The sequence below is a fragment of the Bradyrhizobium rifense genome (assembly GCF_008123425.1).
GTDB classification, from domain to species: domain Bacteria; phylum Pseudomonadota; class Alphaproteobacteria; order Rhizobiales; family Xanthobacteraceae; genus Bradyrhizobium; species Bradyrhizobium rifense.
The window spans coordinates 73,398-91,708 of record NZ_VSSS01000006.1 but is presented as its reverse complement, the minus strand read 5'-3'; the positions used below and the strand labels follow the sequence as shown (position 1 = coordinate 91,708).

Here is an 18,311-nt window from a genome sequence, read left to right as displayed (position 1 = left end):
GCCCACGCCGCCAGCGGACGCAGCGGCGCCTTCGTTCCCGTCAACTGCGCCGCCCTGCCCGAAAGCCTCGTCGAGGCCGAACTGTTCGGCTATGCCGAGGGCTCCTTTACCGGCGCACGGCGCGGCGGCGCCGTTGGCCTCGTCAAGGAGGCCGACGGCGGAACCCTGTTCCTCGACGAAATCGGCGATATGCCCGTCACCCTGCAGGCGGTGCTGCTCCGCCTGCTCGACGACTGGACCGTGCGTCCGATCGGCGGCGCCCGCGCCAAGGTCGACGTCTTTCTCGTCTCCGCCACCAACGCCACCCTCGACAAGGCCATCCTCGAGGGCCGCTTCCGCTCTGACCTGCTCTACCGCCTCAACACCCTCGAGGTCACGCTGCCACGGCTGCAGGATCGCACCGACTTCGACGCCATCGTCCACCATTTGCTCGGCGCCATCGATCCGGACTGCGAAATCACCTCGGCAACCATCGCCAGCCTCGCCACGCGCCCCTGGCCCGGCAACATCCGCGAACTGCGCAACATGCTGGCGCGCTTCACCCTTGCCGCCACCGATGGCTTCATCGACGAGGCTGCGGTCGGCGCCATGATTGGCCCGCCCCCGCACAAGGCCTCCGGTTCACTGCAGGACATCCAGCGCGCCCGCGTCCTCGCCGTCCACTCCGAGACCGCCGGCAACATCAGTGAAACCGCACGACGCCTCGGCATCTCACGAAATACCGTCTATCGGATTCTAGAGCAGTGTCCTGCACGGTTGGAATGAAGGCGCGCACGGACCTAGCCTGTATGCCCGCTCATAAAGATCGGGTTGCATTTTGAGTCCTGCAGCACCCTCCACAGTCGACGGGTTCTTATTCTGCCGCGCGGCTCGCAGCGATGTCACCCTGTTCCTCGGCCTTTGAATGAACCTGGGGTAGCCGATCACCATGCGCCCGACGCGTGGGCTTGCTCAAATAAATGTAGATGACCGGGGTCGTGTATAGCGTCAGGAACTGCGACAGGAGCAGGCCGCCGACGATGGCGATGCCGAGCGGGCGGCGCAATTCCGAGCCCGCGCCCGATCCAAGTGCCAACGGCAAACTGCCGAGCAAGGCCGCCATCGTCGTCATCATGATGGGACGAAACCGCATCAGGCACGCGTCGTAAATGGATTGCTCCGCCGTCAGGTGCCGCTGCCGCTCCCCGACCAGGGCAAAGTCGATCATCATGATTGCGTTCTTTTTCACGATCCCGACCAGGAGAATAACGCCGATCAGCGCAATCAAGGAGAAATCATAGCCGAGAGCGATCAACGCCAGAAAAGCTCCGACCCCTGCCGAGGGCAACGTCGAAAGGATCGTGATCGGATGGATGAAACTTTCGTAGAGCACCCCGAGCACGATGTAGACCGCGACGATCGCCGCTGCGATCAGGTAGGGTTGGGTGGCCAGCGAGGTCTCGAAAACCTTGGCCGATCCCTGGTAGAGCGCCGTAAGGGCGGCAGGCTTCGCGATGGTCTGTTCCGCGTTCAGGATCGCGGTGATGGCCTCGCCCAGCGAGTGTCCCGGTGCGAGGTTGAACGACAACGTCACCGAAGGAAACATATCCTGATGGTTGATCGTAAGCGGAGAGACCGAAATGTCGGATTTCGTCAGCACCGATAACGGCACCATCTGCGCCGTCGCCGACGGCACGTAAAGTTTCTCCAGGGAGGATGCGTCCTCCTGGGCGCTGGGCGTAGCTTCGAGGATCACGCGGTGCTGGTCGAGCTGACCGAAAATGGTCGCCACCTGCCGCTGTCCGAAGGCGTCGTAAAGCGTATCGTCGATCGCCTGCGGTGAAATTCCCAACCGGCCGATGGCGTTCCGATCGATCTTCAGCATCATGCGCGGCGCGGTCGCCTGCAGGTCGCCGGTCACGTCCTGCAGCTCTGGCAGCGAGGAGAGTTTCGCCAGCATGATCGGGGCCCATTTGAACAGCTCGGCGACATCGGGATCCTGCAGCGTGTATTGATATTGGGTCTTGCTGACGCGCGCGCCGATCTGCACGTCCTGGCGAGCTTGGGCGAAGAACGCGATCGCCGGTACCTTGGCGGTGGTTTTGCGCAGCCGGTTGACGACGTCGGTGGCGCTCGCCTTGCGCTGGCTGAGCGGCTTGAGATCGATCATCAGGCGGGCGCTATTCACGGTTGGATTGGCGCCGACCCAGTAGTAGACCGTCTGCACGTCCGGATCGGCCATCACCACCTTGGCCAGCTCATGCACGCGTTTCACCATGGCGACGTAGGAAATGTCCTGGGCGGCTTCGGCGGTTCCCTGGATGGTGCCGTTATCCTGCTGCGGAAAGAAGCCTTTTGGAATGGCGATGTAGAGTAATGCAGTGGCGGCAAGCGTAGCCGCCATCACGGCCATTGTGGTCAGCCGGTGCCGCAGCGTCCAGCTCAGGCTGGCCGCATAGGCGTCCAGCGATCTGGTGAAAGCAGTATTGAGCCAGGTCTCGATCCTTCCGGCAGCCTTCGGGTAACCGTAATTGTCGTCCGGCCGCAGTAGCCAGCCGCACATCATCGGCGTCAGCGTCAGGGCCACAATTCCGGAGATGAAGATGGCGACGCTGACGGTGACGGCGAATTCGCGGAACAATCGCCCGATCAGCCCGCCCATCAACAGCAACGGCAGAAAAACCGCGATCAACGAAAAAGTCATGGACAGGATGGTAAAGCCGATCTCCTGTGCTCCGATCAGCGCGGCCTGCAACGGGCTCTTACCGGCTTCGATATGTCGAATGATGTTCTCCACCATCACTACGGCGTCGTCGATGATGAAGCCGACCGCGATGGTGAGCGCCATCAGCGATACGTTGTCGATGGTATAGCCGAGCAGGTACATCACTGCGCAGGTCGCCAGCAGGGAGACCGGGATGGTAACGCTCGGAATCAGGGTCGCGCGCGCGTTGCGCAAGAACACAAACATCACCAGCACCACCAGGCCGATGCTGATGGCCATGGTAAATTGCACGTCGTTGACCGAAGCTCGGATCGTCTGGGTGCGGTCACCCAGAATTTGCACCACGATCGAAGGCGGCAGGGTGCGCTGCAGGACCGGCAGCGCATCTTTTACCAATTGGACGGTTTGGTTGACGTTGTAGCCGGGCTGCTTGTGCACATCGATGACGATGGCCCGCTTGCCATTCAGCCATGCGGCCTGACGAACGTCTTCGACGCCGTTAACGGCCCTGCCGAGGTCGCTGATCCGGACCGGCGCTCCGTTGCGATAGGCGACGATCACCGAACTGAAAGCCGAGGCGTCGAAAATCTGGTCGGTCGTATCCAGCGTCAACGACTGCCTTTGGCCGTCCAACGTGCCCTTCGGAGCATTGACGGTTGCGGTGCCGATGGCCGCACGGACGTCTTCCAGGCTCAAACCCATGGCCGCGGCTACGCTCGTGTCGATCTGCACGCGCACAGCGGGCTTTTGTTCACCGTGAAAATCGACCAGCCCGACGCCGGTGATGCGCGAAATCCGGGGAGCGAGGTAGTTTTCGACATAGTCGTCGACCTTTGCGATCGGCAGGTCGGGCGACATGATTGCAATCGACATCAGCAGCGCGTCGGCTGGGTTTACTTTTTCATAGGTCGGCGGATTGGGCAGATTCTTCGGCAATTGTCCGCCGGCAGCGTTGATCGCCGACTGCACATCCTGCGTAGCGCCATCGAGGCTGCGGCCGAGGTCGAATTCCACCTGGATCGACGTCTGACCGAGCGAGCTCGCGGAGCTCATCGAGGTTACCCCCGAAATCAGCGACAATTGCCGCTCCAGCGGCGCTGCCACCGATGTGGCCATGGTCTCCGCGTTCGCCCCGGGCAGCCTTGCCGATATCTGGACGGTCGGGATATCGACTTGCGGCACGCCCGCGATTGGCAGCAGGAAGTAGGCAACCAATCCAAGCATGGTCAGGCCGATGACCAGCAGCGTCGTCGCAGTCGGCCGAACGATAAAAGGGGCTGAAACGTTCATGGCGAATTTGCAGGACCAGTCCCGGCGGAGGATGCCGCTTGTGCGGTGACTTCGACTTTGCTTCCGGCCTGAATTCGATATTGACCGTCGGTCACGATGTGCTCGCCTGCTTGCAACCCATCGTCAATGATGGCGATGGTCCTGTTGAGTGCGCCGACCTTAAGCGGCCGCTTCCGCACGGTGCGGTCGTCGCCGACGACGAAAGCGTAAGGTCCATCGGGACCCTGCTGTACCGCGGTCACCGGTACCGCGATCACATTGCGGCGGATCGCAAGCTGGATGCGAAGGTTGACGAACTGTCCAGGCCATAGAGGATCATCGGCGTTGTCGAATTTCGCCTTATAATTGATCGTGCCCGTGGCCGGATTGATCTGATTGTCAATGACGGCGAGCGCGCCGGTAGCAAGAGCCCGTCCGTCGCGATCGAGCGCTGTTACGATGACATTACCATCCTTCAACCCCGCGCGGAGTTGCGGCAGCGTGTCGGCGGGCAGCGCGAAGCTCACGAAGATGGGGTGGATTTGGTTGACGGTGACGATGCCCGTCGTATCGGTTGCCCGCACGATGTTGCCTGCATCGAGCAGGCGCCGTCCGACGCGGCCTTCTATCGGCGAACGGATGCTTGTGTAATTCAACTGCACCCGTGCAGTGTCAATCAGCGCCTGGTCGACCTTAGTGCTTGCTTCGATCTGCGCAACCAAGGCTCGGGTCGTGTCGAGCTGCTGTGTGCTGGCTGCGCCGGTTTTCGCGAGATTGGTGTACCTGGCCAAATCGAGTCGGGCGTTGTCGAGCTGCGCTTGGTCTTTGAGCTTATTGGCTTCGGCCTGTCCCAGCGTCGCTTCGAAAGGAGCACGGTCAATCTCGACCAATACATCCCCGGCGCGGACATCCCCTCCCTCTTCGAATCTGACTTTGACAATCTGGCCGTCGACCCTCGATGTCACAAGGACGCTGTTGAACGCCTGAACCGTCCCCAGACCGCTGAGGTAAATCGGAACATCCGCGCGCCTCGCCTTGTCAGTCACGACAGGAATCGCCTGCGTGTTACCCTGCGCGACCGATTGCGAGATTGACGGACCCGACCAGCGGGTGTCGATCGAAACGGTGGCGACTCCGGCGGCGAGCAGGGCTATGATTAGGATTAAACGGCGCACTTCTGCTCTCGACTACCGATCGCGACGGGTTTTCCAATGGCCGAAGGCGTCAGTCCTCACGAGACCGACCGTTTCGGGGAAGGTAATGTGTCTTCAACGAGATGGAACAGCGCGTTGCGATTGTCTAGCACGCCTCCGTGTGGGTCCTTCCGTATCAGGTAAAGGCTGCATTCATCGTGCTCGAAAGTGCGCAGTCGTCAAATCCTGGGTGATCAGACTTAGGGCTGACTTAGCTTGGGGACCGGAACCTTATCTGGCTGCTATGCGCCGCCAACAGGCGCGCTAGCCGAATTGGGCCCCCACGCCGGCCGTCGACGTCGGTCAAAGCCCGTAACCGAAGGGCTGCTGTGGAAGTGAAGCAGCCTGCAACTGCCTATGCGTGAGATCCACCTGATAGGCGGCGAGTTGGCGGTCATAGTCGAGATGATGCCAACGAAGCATATACCGTGCCGTAACGAATCCGAATCGTGTCATCACCACGTGCGAGAGGGAGCCACTCGTCCGGTCGATGGCGGCACTTTCGATCGATCCGATTCGATCGCCATCCGGGCCCACCACAGCGGTGCCCTCCAGTTGAACGGACGAAAACTCGGATGCTTCGATGGAATTGTTCATGATCGAGTCCACTTCCGGTCATTTGAGGCGCTTCGTGTTTCGCCGGCCCCTCGCCCAGCTCACACAGCTTCGCACAATTGCCTTAGGACCGAGTTAGCCTTTCGTGAAGCTTTGCCGAAGAAACGGCGGTACGAAAAGGCGTCGACGTGCGGTCCCGTGAACGGAAGAGCGCGCGGGACAAAACCAGGAATAGAGGGCGGGGAGCACCAGCAACGTGAGCAAGGTCGCGCTGATCAGACCGCCAATGACGACGGTGGCGAGCGGGCGCTGCACTTCGGCGCCGGAGTTGGTCGAAAGTGCCATTGGTAGGAAGCCGAGGCTGGCCACGGTCGCCGTCATCAGCACCGGGCGCAGCCGCGTCATGGCCGCCTGCCAGGCCGCCGCAGCGGCGGCGAGTCCCTCCTTGCGCCGCTCCTCCATGTAACTGACCATCACGACGCCGTTTAAAATCGCGATTCCGAACAAGGCGATGAAGCCGATCGCGGCCGAGATGCTGAACGGCATGCCGCGCAGCGCGAGCGCGAAGATTCCGCCCACGGCCGCAAACGGCACGTTGAAGAAAATCAGCGTCGCGAGCCGCGCGCTGCCGAACATCAGATAGAGCAGTAGGAAGATGACGGCGAGCGCCACGGGCACGACGGTCGACAACCGCGCCATGCCCTGCTGCAGATCTTGGAAACTGCCACCCCACGAGATCGTATAGCCCGGCGGCAGGCGGACTTGGGCCGCGACCGCCTGTTGCGCGTCGGTCACGAAGCTGGCGAGCGGTCGCGCGCGTACATTGGCCTGCACCTTGATGATGCGCCTGCCTTCCTCGCGCTCGATCTGCGCGGGGCCGGGCTCCCAGCGGATATCGGCCAGATCGCCGAGGGCAGCAGAGACCCCGGCGCCGTTGTTCACGCGCAGCGCCCGGATATGGTCGATGCTGTCGCGGTCCTGCGGAGCGAGCCGGACGCGGATATTGTACCGCTCGTCGCCGTCCTTCATGGTGCCGACGGTGCGTCCGCCCAGCGCTTCGACGAGGTCGAGCACCTGGGTCGCATTGAACCCGCGTCGCGCGATCTCGCCGCGATCCACGATGACGCGGAGATACGGCTGACCAACCGTCTGTTTTGCCTGCACGTCGGCCGCGCCGGGAACGGCCGAGACCACACGCGCCACCTGGTCGGCGAGGTCGCGGAGTGTTGCCGTGTCGGTCCCGTGGATGACGATGGCGAGGTCGGCCATCACACCCTGCAAGAGATCGTCCATGCGCATCTCGATCGGTTGCGCCCAGCTTTGCGTAATGCCGGGCACACTCTGATCCAGTGCCTCCTTGTACGCTTCGATCAGCCCGGCCTCGGTCTGCGCGGTGCGCCATTCCGATTTTGGCCTGAGAATGATGAAGGTGTCGCTTTGCTCGACCCCCATCGGGTCTGTCGGGATCTCCGAACTGCCGCCGAGCGTGGTCACGCTCTGCACCTCGGGGAATATCTTCAGCGTCTTCTCCACCATGGTCTGAGTGGCGACCGCGGATTCGAGCGAGATGCCGGGCAGCTTGGTGGTCGTGACGGTGAGAGCGCCCTCCTCCAAACGCGGCAGGAACTCTGCGCCGAGACGGGAGCCGGTCAAGAGCGCACCGCCCAGCATCACGGTCGCCACCAGAATGGTGATTCCGGGATGGCGCATCGTTTTCGCCAGCACTGGCGCGTAACTGCTCCGAGCCACGCCAATGATGCGGCTGTCCCGCTCGGCGACCGGCCTGCGCAAGAAGAAGGAAGCGAGCACCGGCATCAGCGTGAGCGTCAGCGCCAGCGACGCGGCCAGCGCGAACATCACGGTGAGCGCCATCGGGCGAAACATCTTGCCCTCGACATCCTGCAGGCTGAGGATCGGCAAATAGATCAGAGTGATGATCGCGACCGCAAAGGCGACCGGGCGCGCCACGTCGTGCGCGGCCTCGCGCACCACCTGCTCGGCCGGGAGAGATGGCGCCTCCGCACGACGGCGCACGATGTTTTCGATCATCACCACCGCGCCGTCGACCAGGAGGCCGAAATCGATGGCGCCAAGGCTCATCAGGTTGCCCGACAGCCCAGTGAAGTACATCGCAGTGACGGCGGCCAGCATCGAGAGCGGGATGGCCAGTGCCACAATGAGGGCGGCGCGAAAATTGCCCAGCAACAACAACAGGACCGTGATGACCAGGAGAGCGCCTTCGGCCAGGTTGTGGGCCACCGTCTGCAGGACGCGGTCGATCAGATCGGCGCGATTGTAGTAGGGCACGATGCTGACACCAGGCGGCAAAGTCTTGTTGATCTGTTCAACGGCGGCGCCTAGCCGCTGCGCGACCACGCGCGTGTTCTCGCCCAGCGTCATCAGAGCGACGCCCACCACGGCCTGGCCGTCGCCTTGGCTCGTCACCGCACCGAGCCTCGGCATCGGCGCCTCTACCACCTCGGCGACGTTCTTGACGTACAGCGGCGAACCGCCGGCCGCGGTACGCAGGACGATATTGCCGATGTCGCCGATGGATTCCAGCAGTCCTTCGCCGCGGATGACCGCCTGCTCGCCGTTGTGCGCGATTGTCGCACCGCCGGTAGCGCGGTTGTTCTGCGCCACCGCGTTGTAGACCTCCTCGACGGACATCCCAAAGCGCGTCAACGCGCTCTGCGAGACTCGGACCTCGTAGGTCCTGAGCTCGCCGCCGTTGACGTTGACCTCGGTGATGCCCGGGACCAGCTTGAGCTGTGGTGAGACCTGCCAATCCAGGATCGAGCGCAACTGCATGAGCGAGTGGTTCTTGCCCACGACCTTGAACTGGTAGATCTCGGAGAGCCCGTCGGAGAGTGGCCCGAGCCGCGGTGTCCCGGCTTCTGGCGGCAGCGCAGTCTGGCTCAGCCGCTGCGCAACCAGCGTGCGGTCGGTCAGGATGTCGCCGCCGTCGGCGAATTTCACATAGATGACGGACAGCCCATAGCGCGAGATCGACCGGTAGCTCGTCATGCCCGGGAGGCCCTGCAAGGCCAACTCGATTGGCAAGGTGATCGAACGCTCCACGTCAGGCGGGGCCAAACCCGGTGCCTGGGTCGTCACCAGCACCTGCAGCGGTGAGATGTCCGGGTCGGCATCAAACGGCAGGCGTTGCATGCTCAAGAGGCCAGCAGCGACAAGCCCGGCGATGAGGATGAGGACGAGCATACGGTTGCCGAGGGCGGCATCGACGATCCTGTTGATCACGGTGATGTCTCCCTAGCCCTGGTCCGGAATGGTGGACTGCATCAGAGCCGCCTTGAGCCAATAGCTGCCCTCGCCGACGACTGCGGTGCCAGCCGCAAGCCCGCTCGTGATCTGGGTCTTTCCGTTTGCGACCGGGCCGGTGCGAACCGCACGCCAGGCGAACTGGCGATCACCTGTCGGAATGAACACGACGCTCTGCCCGTTGACTTCCTGCAGGCTTTCGCTCGGCACCAAGACAGCGTTGCCGCCCTGTGGTGAGAGGATGGTGACGGAGGCGAACATATTGACGCGCATCGCGCCGTCCGGGTTGGGGATCTCGCAGCGCACCTTGGCCATCCCCGTCGTCGTCTCGATCTGGTCGGGGATGTAGGTGACACGGCCGGTAAAAACGCGACCTGGAAAGGCACGCACTCTCACCTCGACCGCATCGCCCACCTTGACTGCGCCGAGATCCCTCTCTGCTACGTCGGCCTGGACCCAGACGGTCGAGAGATCCGACACGGTCAATATCGACGCCGCCGGATCGACGATCTCTCCTTTCGCCACAGAGACCGAATCAACCACGCCGGCGAATGGCGCGACGATGGCGCCCCGCGAGCCGAGCGTCGGCTGATCGCTGGAGGGGCTTGCGCCTGTGGCGGCGGGCCGCATCGGTAGCAGCCGTGCCTCTTCCTCCCGGTACCGCTGCAACTCGGCTTGCTTGGTGCGGAGATCGGCTTCCATGGTGGCGACGGTGGCGCGCCGAGCCTCGACCTCGGCCTGCGTCACGAGGTCGTTGCGAATAAGACTTGCCGCGCGGTCGTAAGCAGCACTTGCTGCTCTGAGTTGCGCTTGTGCCTGACTGAGCGCCGCCTCGGCGCTCAGAACCCTGCTATGGGCGGCACTGAGGTCGAAATTGTCGAGGACCGCCAACCGCTGACCTGCTACGACCCGATCGCCGGCGGTTACATCGAGCGCTTCGATCCGGCCGCGCGCCACGGGCCTGATGCGGGCAACATGGAGCTGATCGTAGCCGACGCTACCCGTCGCCGACAAGGCCTGAACCAGCGGACCGGACTTCGCCTCCTCGATCTGCAATTGCAGGTTCGCAAGCTTCGGCTCGGAGAGAGTAATTGTGGCTGGCAGCCCCGGATCAGCGGCAGCTGCCGCCGGGACGCTCACGGGCGCCGCGATCGAGGCGGACGGCAACGAGCGGCCCGCCGCAAATCCCGCGGCCAAGGCGATAGCGACCATCGCGGCGCTGAGGAGCAGTCGATGCTTCGTCACCGCCAATGTCCGACGAAGAGGCAACGGGCCATGACCGGCCTCCGACCCATTGATCGCGAAAGCGTGAGCTGTACTTGATGGGCTTGTATGAATCATTTTCCCGCTCCGACGAAAACCGTTGGTCGGCACCGTTAGCGGGCTTTTCTGACGCGGGCCTGAAGACTATCTCCGTGACGTTCAGGTTGGCTTCAGCTTTCTCCTTCAACACCTTTCGTGAGGATTGTGAGTGGACCCATGCGAGTCTTGCTGATTGAGGACGAGCCGCATCTCGGATCGGCCGTGCAGGAGCATATTCGGGCATCGGGACATGCCGTCGACTGGTTCGAACGGCTGGAGCCGGCGGAGCACGCGGTACGCACGGTCTCCTATGACGCGCTGCTGCTTGATCTGCACCTGCCCGATGGGCGCGGCCTGGATTTCTTGCGCAAACTTCGCCGCCGTGGCGACGCGCTGCCAGTCGTGATCCTTACCGCGCGCGACCTTGTCAGTGACCGGATCGAAGGGTTGAAAGCGGGCGCTGACGATTACATCGTCAAGCCTTTCGACCTCGACGAAGTGAATGCACGCCTGGAGGCCGTCAGCCGCCGATATTTCGGAAAGGCGGTGCCGATCCTTCAGATCGGCCCGGTTGAATTGGAGTGGGAACCCAAAGTCGCGCGACTGGATGGGCGGTCCGTCGAACTCAGCGCGCGGGAATGGGCCGTGGTCGAGGTGTTGGGACGACGGCGACGGTCAATCGTATCGAAAGAGCAGATCGAGGATGCGCTCTATGCCTTTGGCGAGGAGATCGAGAGCAACACCATCGAGGTCTATGTCAGCCGCGTCCGCCGCAAGCTCGGGCGAGATTTCATCCGAACCGTACGCGGTCTCGGCTACCGCCTGGGAGAGTGAAATATGGCGCAAGGAAGCCTTGTTTCGCGCCTGATCTGGCTGTTGGCGTCCTCGATGGCAGCCCTGTGGGTCCTCGGCAGCATTGCCGCAGGCACGCTCACGGTGTTCGAGATCAACGAAAGACTTGACGATGCGATCGAGGAGGTCGCGCAGCGGCTCTTGCCGGCCACCTACGAGGCCGTGCGGCAGCCAGAGGCCATGCAGCGAATGGCGAAGCAATTGGTTGCCACGATGGATCCACGGGCCTTGGCCTATCAGATCGTCGGACCGACCGGCGAAATCGCGATGCGCTCGGAGAATGCGCCTGAGATACCGTTTCCGGTGCCGCGTCAGGCCGGCTTCCACGACACGCCACAGTATCGCGTCTATGCGCAGCCCGCCGCCGCCAATGGCTACTTCATCGAGGTTGCAGAACCCAGGGCACACCGTGCCGAGTCGCTGTGGCGGGCAACTGCGTTGACCGTCGGGCCACTACTGCTGTTCCTGCCGTTGTTGTGGTTCCTGATCCGCTGGGCGGTCTTTCGGAGTATGCGATCGTTGGATCAGCTGCGGGGTGAGATCAGCCGGCGCGACGGCTCAAATCTGTCGCAAATCTCCGACATGGGGCTACCGACAGAGCTCGCGCCGATTCAAGCTGCGGTCAACCGGCTCCTTGAACGGCTAGAGCGCGCCTTGGCGGCTGAACGCCAGTTCGCGGCGAACAGCGCCCACGAGTTGCGGACGCCGATTGCCGCCGTGCTGGCGCAGATGCAGTTGCTGTCGGCCCAACTCGCCGGAACGCCGCACGCCGAACGCTCGGCCCGCATCGTCGTCCAGATCAAAGGGCTCAGCAGCCTTGCCGAGAAGTTGCTGCAACTGTCGCGCAGCGGCGCGGGCGTTGGGATGCAGCGGGAGCGCGTCGACGTCATGACGGTCGTGCAGATCCTGGTCGACGAGTTTCGCCGGCACGAAGACGTCGGAGACAGGCTGGTGGTCATCGCGGAAGGTCCGGACGAGTTCATCATACAGGGTGAATTGGACATCATCGGCATCACGCTTCGCAATCTCATCGAGAATGCGGTGCGCTACGGTGCCCCCGATGAGCCGATCGAGCTCATCGTTGGCCGCGACCGGCAGATACGCCTGCTGAATGGCGGTGCCATGATTCCATCGGAGATCCTCGATACTCTGAAGAAGCCCTTCGTTCGTGGATGCTCGGTCGGCGCCGGAGGCGGTCTTGGGCTCGCTATTGTCGACAGCGTCATGAAGCAGATCGGCGGCAGCCTAACGCTTTTTTCCCCCGTCATGGGGCGCGTCGGTGGCTTCGAAGCTCGCCTCATTTTCCCTGACCCAACGTGAAGTCTCTCCGATGGTCGGGCTGTCCCAAGGTAGCCAGCATGAGCTGCCGATTGGATTTGAGCATCCGCGTCTGGCCGGTATGGAGCGCGTGCGATTTTGCCCAGTTGAGACCGAGGCCAAGGCGAGGTTGCCGTGTTTGGCAACCCATTCCTCCGCCCCGGATCGCCGGTCATATACAAGGCGGGATTGCCGATCGAGGCGCGCCCGACCTACCGACAACGTCTGGAGCCAAACGGGTATCAAGCGAGTGGAGATCGAACAATGGCCAGTTCCGCCGAATCGACCTTTCCAACCCTCCCACGTCTGCTCGTCAATATTTCCCCGCCTGAGATCGCCAAGCGCCGTTCCGCGGCCTGGTCGGGCTTTCGCGGGGAGACGGTCCAGATCATGCAGCACACGCCGTTTGAATATGGATTCCGGGCTCCTTGGCACCTGCTCATTGCGGCAGAAGTCGCCGAGCGTTACGACGGGGAGTCCTTTGTTGAAGGCCTGCCGCGGTCGACCTTGCGCGATTTCACGCACAAGCTGACTTTCGTTCCCGCCGGGCACGACTTCCGCGGATGGCAGAGACCGCGTGCATTGACGCACACAACCTACTTCTACATTGATCCGCACGGACCTCTCGCCGATTCCGCGCTGCGGTTTGAGGAGATCGAATTCAAGCCGCGCCTGTTCTTTTACGATCGGGATCTCTGGCAAACCGCTCTCAAGCTCAAGTCGGTGATCGAGAACGCGGACACGGTGCATCGGCAATATGCCGAAGCGCTCGGCATCGTGCTGACGCATGAGCTCGTTCGCATCAACGGTGACACGGGACTTCACGAGCCGGCCAGTCGTGGCGGCCTTGCTGCCTGGCAACAGAAGCGGGTGGCCGCCTATGTCGAGGAGCATGTCGCCGACGATATTCCGCTCGCGACGCTGGCCGAGCTCGCGCAGCTCAGTCCATATCATTTCTCCCGCTCGTTCAAACGGTCTTTCGGCCTGCCGCCACACCGATATCACGCGACCCGGCGAATCGAACGGGCCAAGCAGCTATTGGCGATTCGCGAACGGTCGGTCACGGCGATTGCGCTTGAGGTCGGCTTCAGCGATACCAGCACATTCACCAGCGCGTTTCACAGGTTGACCGGCGAAACTCCGAGCTATTACCGTCGCCGTCTCGATTAAAGCGGTCGGGGTTGCGGACGCCGCGCGATAGCGCACACCGACTAGGCCGCCCTTTGTGGCGCGCGACGCGGCTCGCGAGCGACATCGTCGAAGGACGTAACGCTCTGCCTGCTGCCGATCGGCAGCAGGCGCGATTTCCTCTGATCTTCGAAACACGCGTCTCGAAACGAGTCTCATTCGGCTGGCGTCCGGGCGGCGCTGGCCGACGGCATCCGTTCGTGGACGAGCCGGGCGAGACCCGTGTGTAGAATTGCAGCGACGATGGCGCCGACGATCGGGGCCGTCAGGTACAGCCAGGCGTCGTTGAAATTGCCGGTCGCGACCATCGGGCCAAGCGCCCGCGCCGGGTTGAAGGCGGCGCCCGTGAGCGCACCACCCATGATGATGTTGAGGGTCAGGGTCATCCCGATCGCCAACGGCGCGAGGATGCCGGCGCGGCCCGCCACCGCGGTGCTGAGCACGACAGTGACCAGGAAAAAGGCGAGGATAGCTTCGATCATGAAGCCGGCCCAAGCCGTGATCGTGAGGGTCGTGGCACCCAAAGCGACATTGTGCGCGAGCGCGGGCGTGCCGAGGCCGGTCTCCGCGCCGCCTAATACGGCCCGCAACAAGAGCGCGCCGATGATACCGCCAATGAGCTGACTGACGATATAACCAGCCGCCTCGCCGACACGCATGGCGCCGGCGGCAAGCACACCCACAGTCACGGAGGGGTTGAAATGGCCGCCCGACACGGAGCCGTAGGCAAAGGCGAAGGCCATGACAGTCAATCCATGAGCAAAGGCAATCGCGGCGAGACCAGGCAGGCCCACACCATCGCCGACCACGGCCCCGGCGCCGGCGCCGATGAATACTAACGCGAAGGTGCCGATGAACTCCGCCAGAAGTTTTGGTGCAATCCGGTTGGACATTGTTGACTCCAGAGTGAGGTTGACCGCCCGGCGAGATCAGGTTTGCGCGGGAACGATCCGTTGCTTTGGGGATGGCCGACGGCACCGTGAGCGCCGCCGGTAGGCGAAGCGAGCGACCCTACTCCGCTGCGATGGTCTGCGGCTTGAAATCGATGCCCATCGCCTTCGCGACGCCGGCGCCGTATTGGGGATCGGCCCTGTAGCAGTGAGCGATCTGCCGCTTGACGATCTCGACCGGAACGCCTTGCATCGCCGCCTTGTAATTTTGAAAGAGTTGCTCCTTCTGGGCGGTCGTCATGAGCCGGAACAGGTCGCCGGGCTGACGATAGTCGTCGTTGCCGTCGCGGTGATTATAGCGGTCGGCATCGCCGAAAATTTTCAGCGGCGGCTCGCGGAAACGCTCGTCCTGCACCGGGCCGTTGAACGAATTTGGCTCGTAATAGGCATCGGGATTCGGATTGCCTGCGAGCCGCATGGTGCCGTCGACATTGTAGGTGTGGACGGGACAGCGTGGCCTGTTGACGGGAAGCTGATCCGCATTGACGCCGACGCGATAGCGGTGTGCGTCGGCATAAGAGAAAATGCGCGCCTGCAGCATCTTGTCTGGCGAGTGGCCGATGCCGGGCACGATATTGGCGGGCGAAAGCGCGGCCTGCTCGACCTCGGCGAAATAATTCTGCGGGTTGCGGTTGAGCTCGAGGATGCCGACTTCGATCAGCGGGTAATCCTTGTGCGGCCAGACTTTGGTAAGGTCGAACGGGTTGTACCAGTGCTTGTCGACATCGTTCTCCGGCATGATCTGGATGGAGAATCTCCACTTCGGGAAATCGCCCATTTCGATCGATTCGAACAGGTCGCGCTGATGGGTCTCCCGATCGTAGGCGACCTTCTCGGCAGCTTCGGCGTTCGTCCAGTTCTTGATGCCCTGCATGGTCTTGAAGTGGAACTTGACCCAGTGGCGTTCGTTCTTGGCATTTATGAACGAGTAGGTATGCGAGCCGAAGCCGTCGATATTGCGATAACTCTGCGGCAAGCCGCGATCCGACATGAGGATGGTCACTTGGTGCAGGCTCTCCGGCGATAGGGACCAGAAATCCCACATCGCGGTGGGCGAGCGCATGTTGGTCCTCGGGTGCCGCTTCTGCGTGTGGATGAAGTCCGGGAACTTCAGCGCGTCGCGCACGAAGAATATCGGCGTATTGTTGCCGACCATGTCCCAATTGCCTTCCTCGGTATAGAAGCGCAGCGCGAAGCCGCGCACGTCACGCTCTGCGTCCGCGGCACCGCGCTCGCCCGCCACCGTCGAGAAGCGCAGGAAGGCTTCGGTTCTCGCGCCCTTCTGCAACACCTTGGCCTTGGTGTATCTCGAGATGTCGTGAGTGATGGTCAGCGCGCCATAGGCAGCCGAGCCCTTGGCGTGCTGGCCGCGTTCGGGAATACGCTCGCGGTTTTGGTGGGCAAGCTTCTCGAACAGGACGAAGTCCTGCATCAGCAACGGGCCGCGTGGCCCCGCCGTTATGCTATTCTGATTGTCGGAAACTGGCATGCCGCTGTCGGTGGTGAGTGTAGGGCGTTTGGCCACGGATTGCTCCTGTATCGCGAGACATTGATATTCCCTGCAGCGCCGCTGTTTGCGGCAACTACTTCTGCATTCGCAACGCCGGTTGCTAACGGAGTTGCGTTTGCGAGAAGCCGGGTGTGATGGAAATGTATGGGTCCGCTTGGCAACGACTTAGGGTCTATTGCTGTAACTGTAGCGGTCTTGCGCCAATCTTCGGAAGCCGGAGGGGGCATCAAAGCCGAAAGGGTGAATCCCAGTCGATCACGTCACAGTGCGCTCGCCAGAGCGCATCTGTTGCTTCAGATTTGATAGCGTAGCACGGCGGTCTATCGCACTTTCGGAAAACCTAATGTGGCGCGGGTCGCGCGCAGAGTTGACGACGAGACTCGCTAAGGTCAGGGGCGATTTTGCAAGACGAGTGTCACCTGCAAGGGACTTCGTGGTTCGGAGCAATGTCTCTGAAAGAATGGCAAAGAGCCCGCCGCCGTTGGGTAGGCCACACTGGCGCCGTTCGATGGTTTTGCATCCAGCCGAATAACGTAACCGTGACGCTGGCTGCCCCCCGAAGACTGGGCGCACACGATCCGTTCAGCTGAACGTCAGGTATTCCTGCCATTTCTGCGGCATCCAAACGTGTCGTAAGAAGAACCCTATGCCTACACGCGCAAGACAATGCCGCTTCACGGCATCGAAGGCTACCTCCTGGACGCCATCCCACTACTCGGCAAATCATCCACGTTGTCAGCCGCGGCAATGGCTCCCAGTTGCATCAAGACTCGGAACGGCGACGTCCTTGCTTGCTGCCGCCGTCGCGTTGGGATGGTCGTTCGGAGCAACTGCCGCACCAGTCGCTCCTCGTGATCCTCCCTGGAGCGCCGAGCGGATAGATCGTCTCCCCCTCGAGGTTCGCAGAGTTGTTGTCGCCAGGTGTGGAAGAGATGCGGAGGCCGGCCACTACTTCGCGACGTACGAGCACGACTCGAATGTCATCCATCTCGACTATTCCTTGCTTTATTGTCCCACCGCACCGAACCGTGAAATGACCCACGCTCTCCGCCAGACGTTCGTCAAACGTCATGGGGGATATACGCCGTCGGAAGTGGAGTTCGATCTCGCCGTCGACGCCAGCCATCTCTCACCGATTTCGCGCTGGAGCGCGAGACACTCCGGCGCTCACGACGGCAGACCGGCCTTTGCCGATCGCCGACACAATTGAAGGAGAATACGCGATGTCAGTGGCAGACAACGCCGACGATTGAGCTTTAACTTGTTCTATCGCGGCTGTGATCCGCAGGAAAGAACCCGCCGCCCAGGGGAGCGGCGGGTCTGCTTCTTGCGTGCCTAGCTTGCGCCTTCCTGCCCTCGGACTCCGTTCGTCGGCTTACATTTGGACGAAGCCTTTACGCGGCGCGCGCTGCGCGGAGAGTACCTAATGTGCCGTTCCAAAGCTCGATCCGGGCCTGGATGCTGTTGCAGGCAGCGCGTAGAGCGCGTTCGTTCTTTTGCGGAGAGTCCGCGACCAGCTTGTCAAGCAGTTCCCTCCCCATTGGGCCATGACTGTCGCCATCGAGCTCGATATGCCGCTCGATGTAGTAGATGAAATGACGCAAGCGAGCCTTGTCGTGCTTCATGCCCGGGAGCGTTTTCTGCAACCTGCCGAACATCTCGGGGATGATGTCCTCGCGGCCATAGAAAAATGCCGCGACGACCTCTTCCGTTGACCCCGACTGGGCCAGTGTCATCGTATGCGCGACAAAGGATCGGACATGAGGTGGCACGCCAGTCCGCACCAACCCGCCTTCGACCGACGTACCGACTCGCACTAGTGAGCGGAATGCTTCGAATTGGCGGGTGCTGGCACCGACGTCCGCCATTGCGCGGAGATAGAGATCGAGGTGACTGACATAGGATCCGTCCGGATCGACATCTGTCTCCTCGCCAATCACGATGTCATTGATCAAGCGCGCAGCCCGTGCATTGTCCGCAGGGAACCACGGCACTCTCGTGCAAGTCAGGTCTTGCTGCAGCCGTTTCAGCAGCGACATGAAATCCCAGACGGCGAAAACATGATCTTCCATGAATCGCCTCAGATCCTCGATGGAAGCGACCTCCGCGTAGATGGGGTGGTCCAGCAACCCTGCGCGAAGGGTGGCTAGGTGGTCACGAACCTGTTTCGACATGCTTGACCTCTTTTG

12 protein-coding genes are annotated in these 18,311 nt (G+C 62.2%); 4 read left to right on the top strand and 8 right to left on the bottom strand.

Annotated features, from left to right (window positions below; translation table 11 throughout):
• Positions 1-765 (top strand): sigma 54-interacting transcriptional regulator (locus tag FXB40_RS02390; RefSeq protein ID WP_148770615.1); only part of this gene is annotated, 765 nt, incomplete at its 5' end.
• Positions 766-853: 88 nt separating this feature from the next.
• On the opposite strand, the gene FXB40_RS02385 is transcribed toward FXB40_RS02390, so the two are convergent.
• The 5 genes from FXB40_RS02385 to FXB40_RS02365 all read right to left on the bottom strand — a co-directional run bounded on the left by FXB40_RS02385 (position 854) and on the right by FXB40_RS02365 (position 10,248).
• Positions 854-3,994 (bottom strand): efflux RND transporter permease subunit, encoded by a 3,141-nt coding sequence (locus FXB40_RS02385; protein WP_148770614.1) that lies wholly within the window; start codon positions 3,992-3,994, stop codon positions 854-856.
• A complete protein-coding gene (locus FXB40_RS02380) occupies positions 3,991-5,148 on the bottom strand; it encodes an efflux RND transporter periplasmic adaptor subunit (protein WP_148770613.1) in 1,158 nt (385 codons plus the stop codon). Before FXB40_RS02380 ends, FXB40_RS02385 begins: the two co-directional genes overlap by 4 nt.
• Before the next feature lie 321 nt (positions 5,149-5,469).
• The gene (locus tag FXB40_RS02375) at positions 5,470-5,763 is read right to left on the bottom strand and encodes a PRC-barrel domain-containing protein (RefSeq protein WP_148770612.1); all 294 of its coding nucleotides are present in this window, start codon (positions 5,761-5,763) and stop codon (positions 5,470-5,472) included.
• 93 nt (positions 5,764-5,856) lie between these two features.
• The gene (locus FXB40_RS02370; protein ID WP_148770611.1) at positions 5,857-8,982 is read right to left on the bottom strand and encodes an efflux RND transporter permease subunit; all 3,126 of its coding nucleotides are present in this window, start codon (positions 8,980-8,982) and stop codon (positions 5,857-5,859) included.
• A 12-nt stretch (positions 8,983-8,994) separates the two neighbouring features.
• Positions 8,995-10,248, bottom strand: a complete 1,254-nt coding sequence (locus tag FXB40_RS02365) for an efflux RND transporter periplasmic adaptor subunit (RefSeq protein WP_210352118.1) — start codon at positions 10,246-10,248, stop codon at positions 8,995-8,997.
• A gap of 234 nt (positions 10,249-10,482) precedes the next feature.
• Between FXB40_RS02365 and FXB40_RS02360 the strand changes: the two genes are divergently transcribed.
• The 3 genes from FXB40_RS02360 (at position 10,483) to FXB40_RS02350 (ending at position 13,644) form a co-directional block, all read left to right on the top strand.
• Complete coding sequence (locus tag FXB40_RS02360) at positions 10,483-11,139, top strand: response regulator transcription factor (protein WP_148770609.1); 657 nt, start codon at positions 10,483-10,485, stop codon at positions 11,137-11,139.
• Between the two features lie 3 nt (positions 11,140-11,142).
• Positions 11,143-12,477 (top strand): sensor histidine kinase, encoded by a 1,335-nt coding sequence (locus tag FXB40_RS02355; protein WP_148770608.1) that lies wholly within the window; start codon positions 11,143-11,145, stop codon positions 12,475-12,477.
• Between the two features lie 186 nt (positions 12,478-12,663).
• Entirely contained in the window at positions 12,664-13,644 is a 981-nt protein-coding gene (locus FXB40_RS02350) for an AraC family transcriptional regulator (RefSeq protein WP_148770607.1), read from the top strand.
• Between the two features lie 173 nt (positions 13,645-13,817).
• Here the strand turns inward: FXB40_RS02350 and FXB40_RS02345 are convergent, their stop codons facing one another.
• From FXB40_RS02345 to FXB40_RS02335, 3 genes are all read right to left on the bottom strand, one after another.
• Complete coding sequence (locus tag FXB40_RS02345; RefSeq protein ID WP_148770606.1) at positions 13,818-14,555, bottom strand: MIP/aquaporin family protein; 738 nt, start codon at positions 14,553-14,555, stop codon at positions 13,818-13,820.
• A gap of 118 nt (positions 14,556-14,673) precedes the next feature.
• Positions 14,674-16,137, bottom strand: coding sequence for a catalase (locus tag FXB40_RS02340; protein WP_246207294.1), 1,464 nt, complete (start codon positions 16,135-16,137; stop codon positions 14,674-14,676).
• A 1,379-nt stretch (positions 16,138-17,516) separates the two neighbouring features.
• The gene (locus FXB40_RS02335) at positions 17,517-18,296 is read right to left on the bottom strand and encodes a DUF3050 domain-containing protein (protein ID WP_148770605.1); all 780 of its coding nucleotides are present in this window, start codon (positions 18,294-18,296) and stop codon (positions 17,517-17,519) included.
• Between the last annotated feature and the right edge of the window lie 15 nt (positions 18,297-18,311).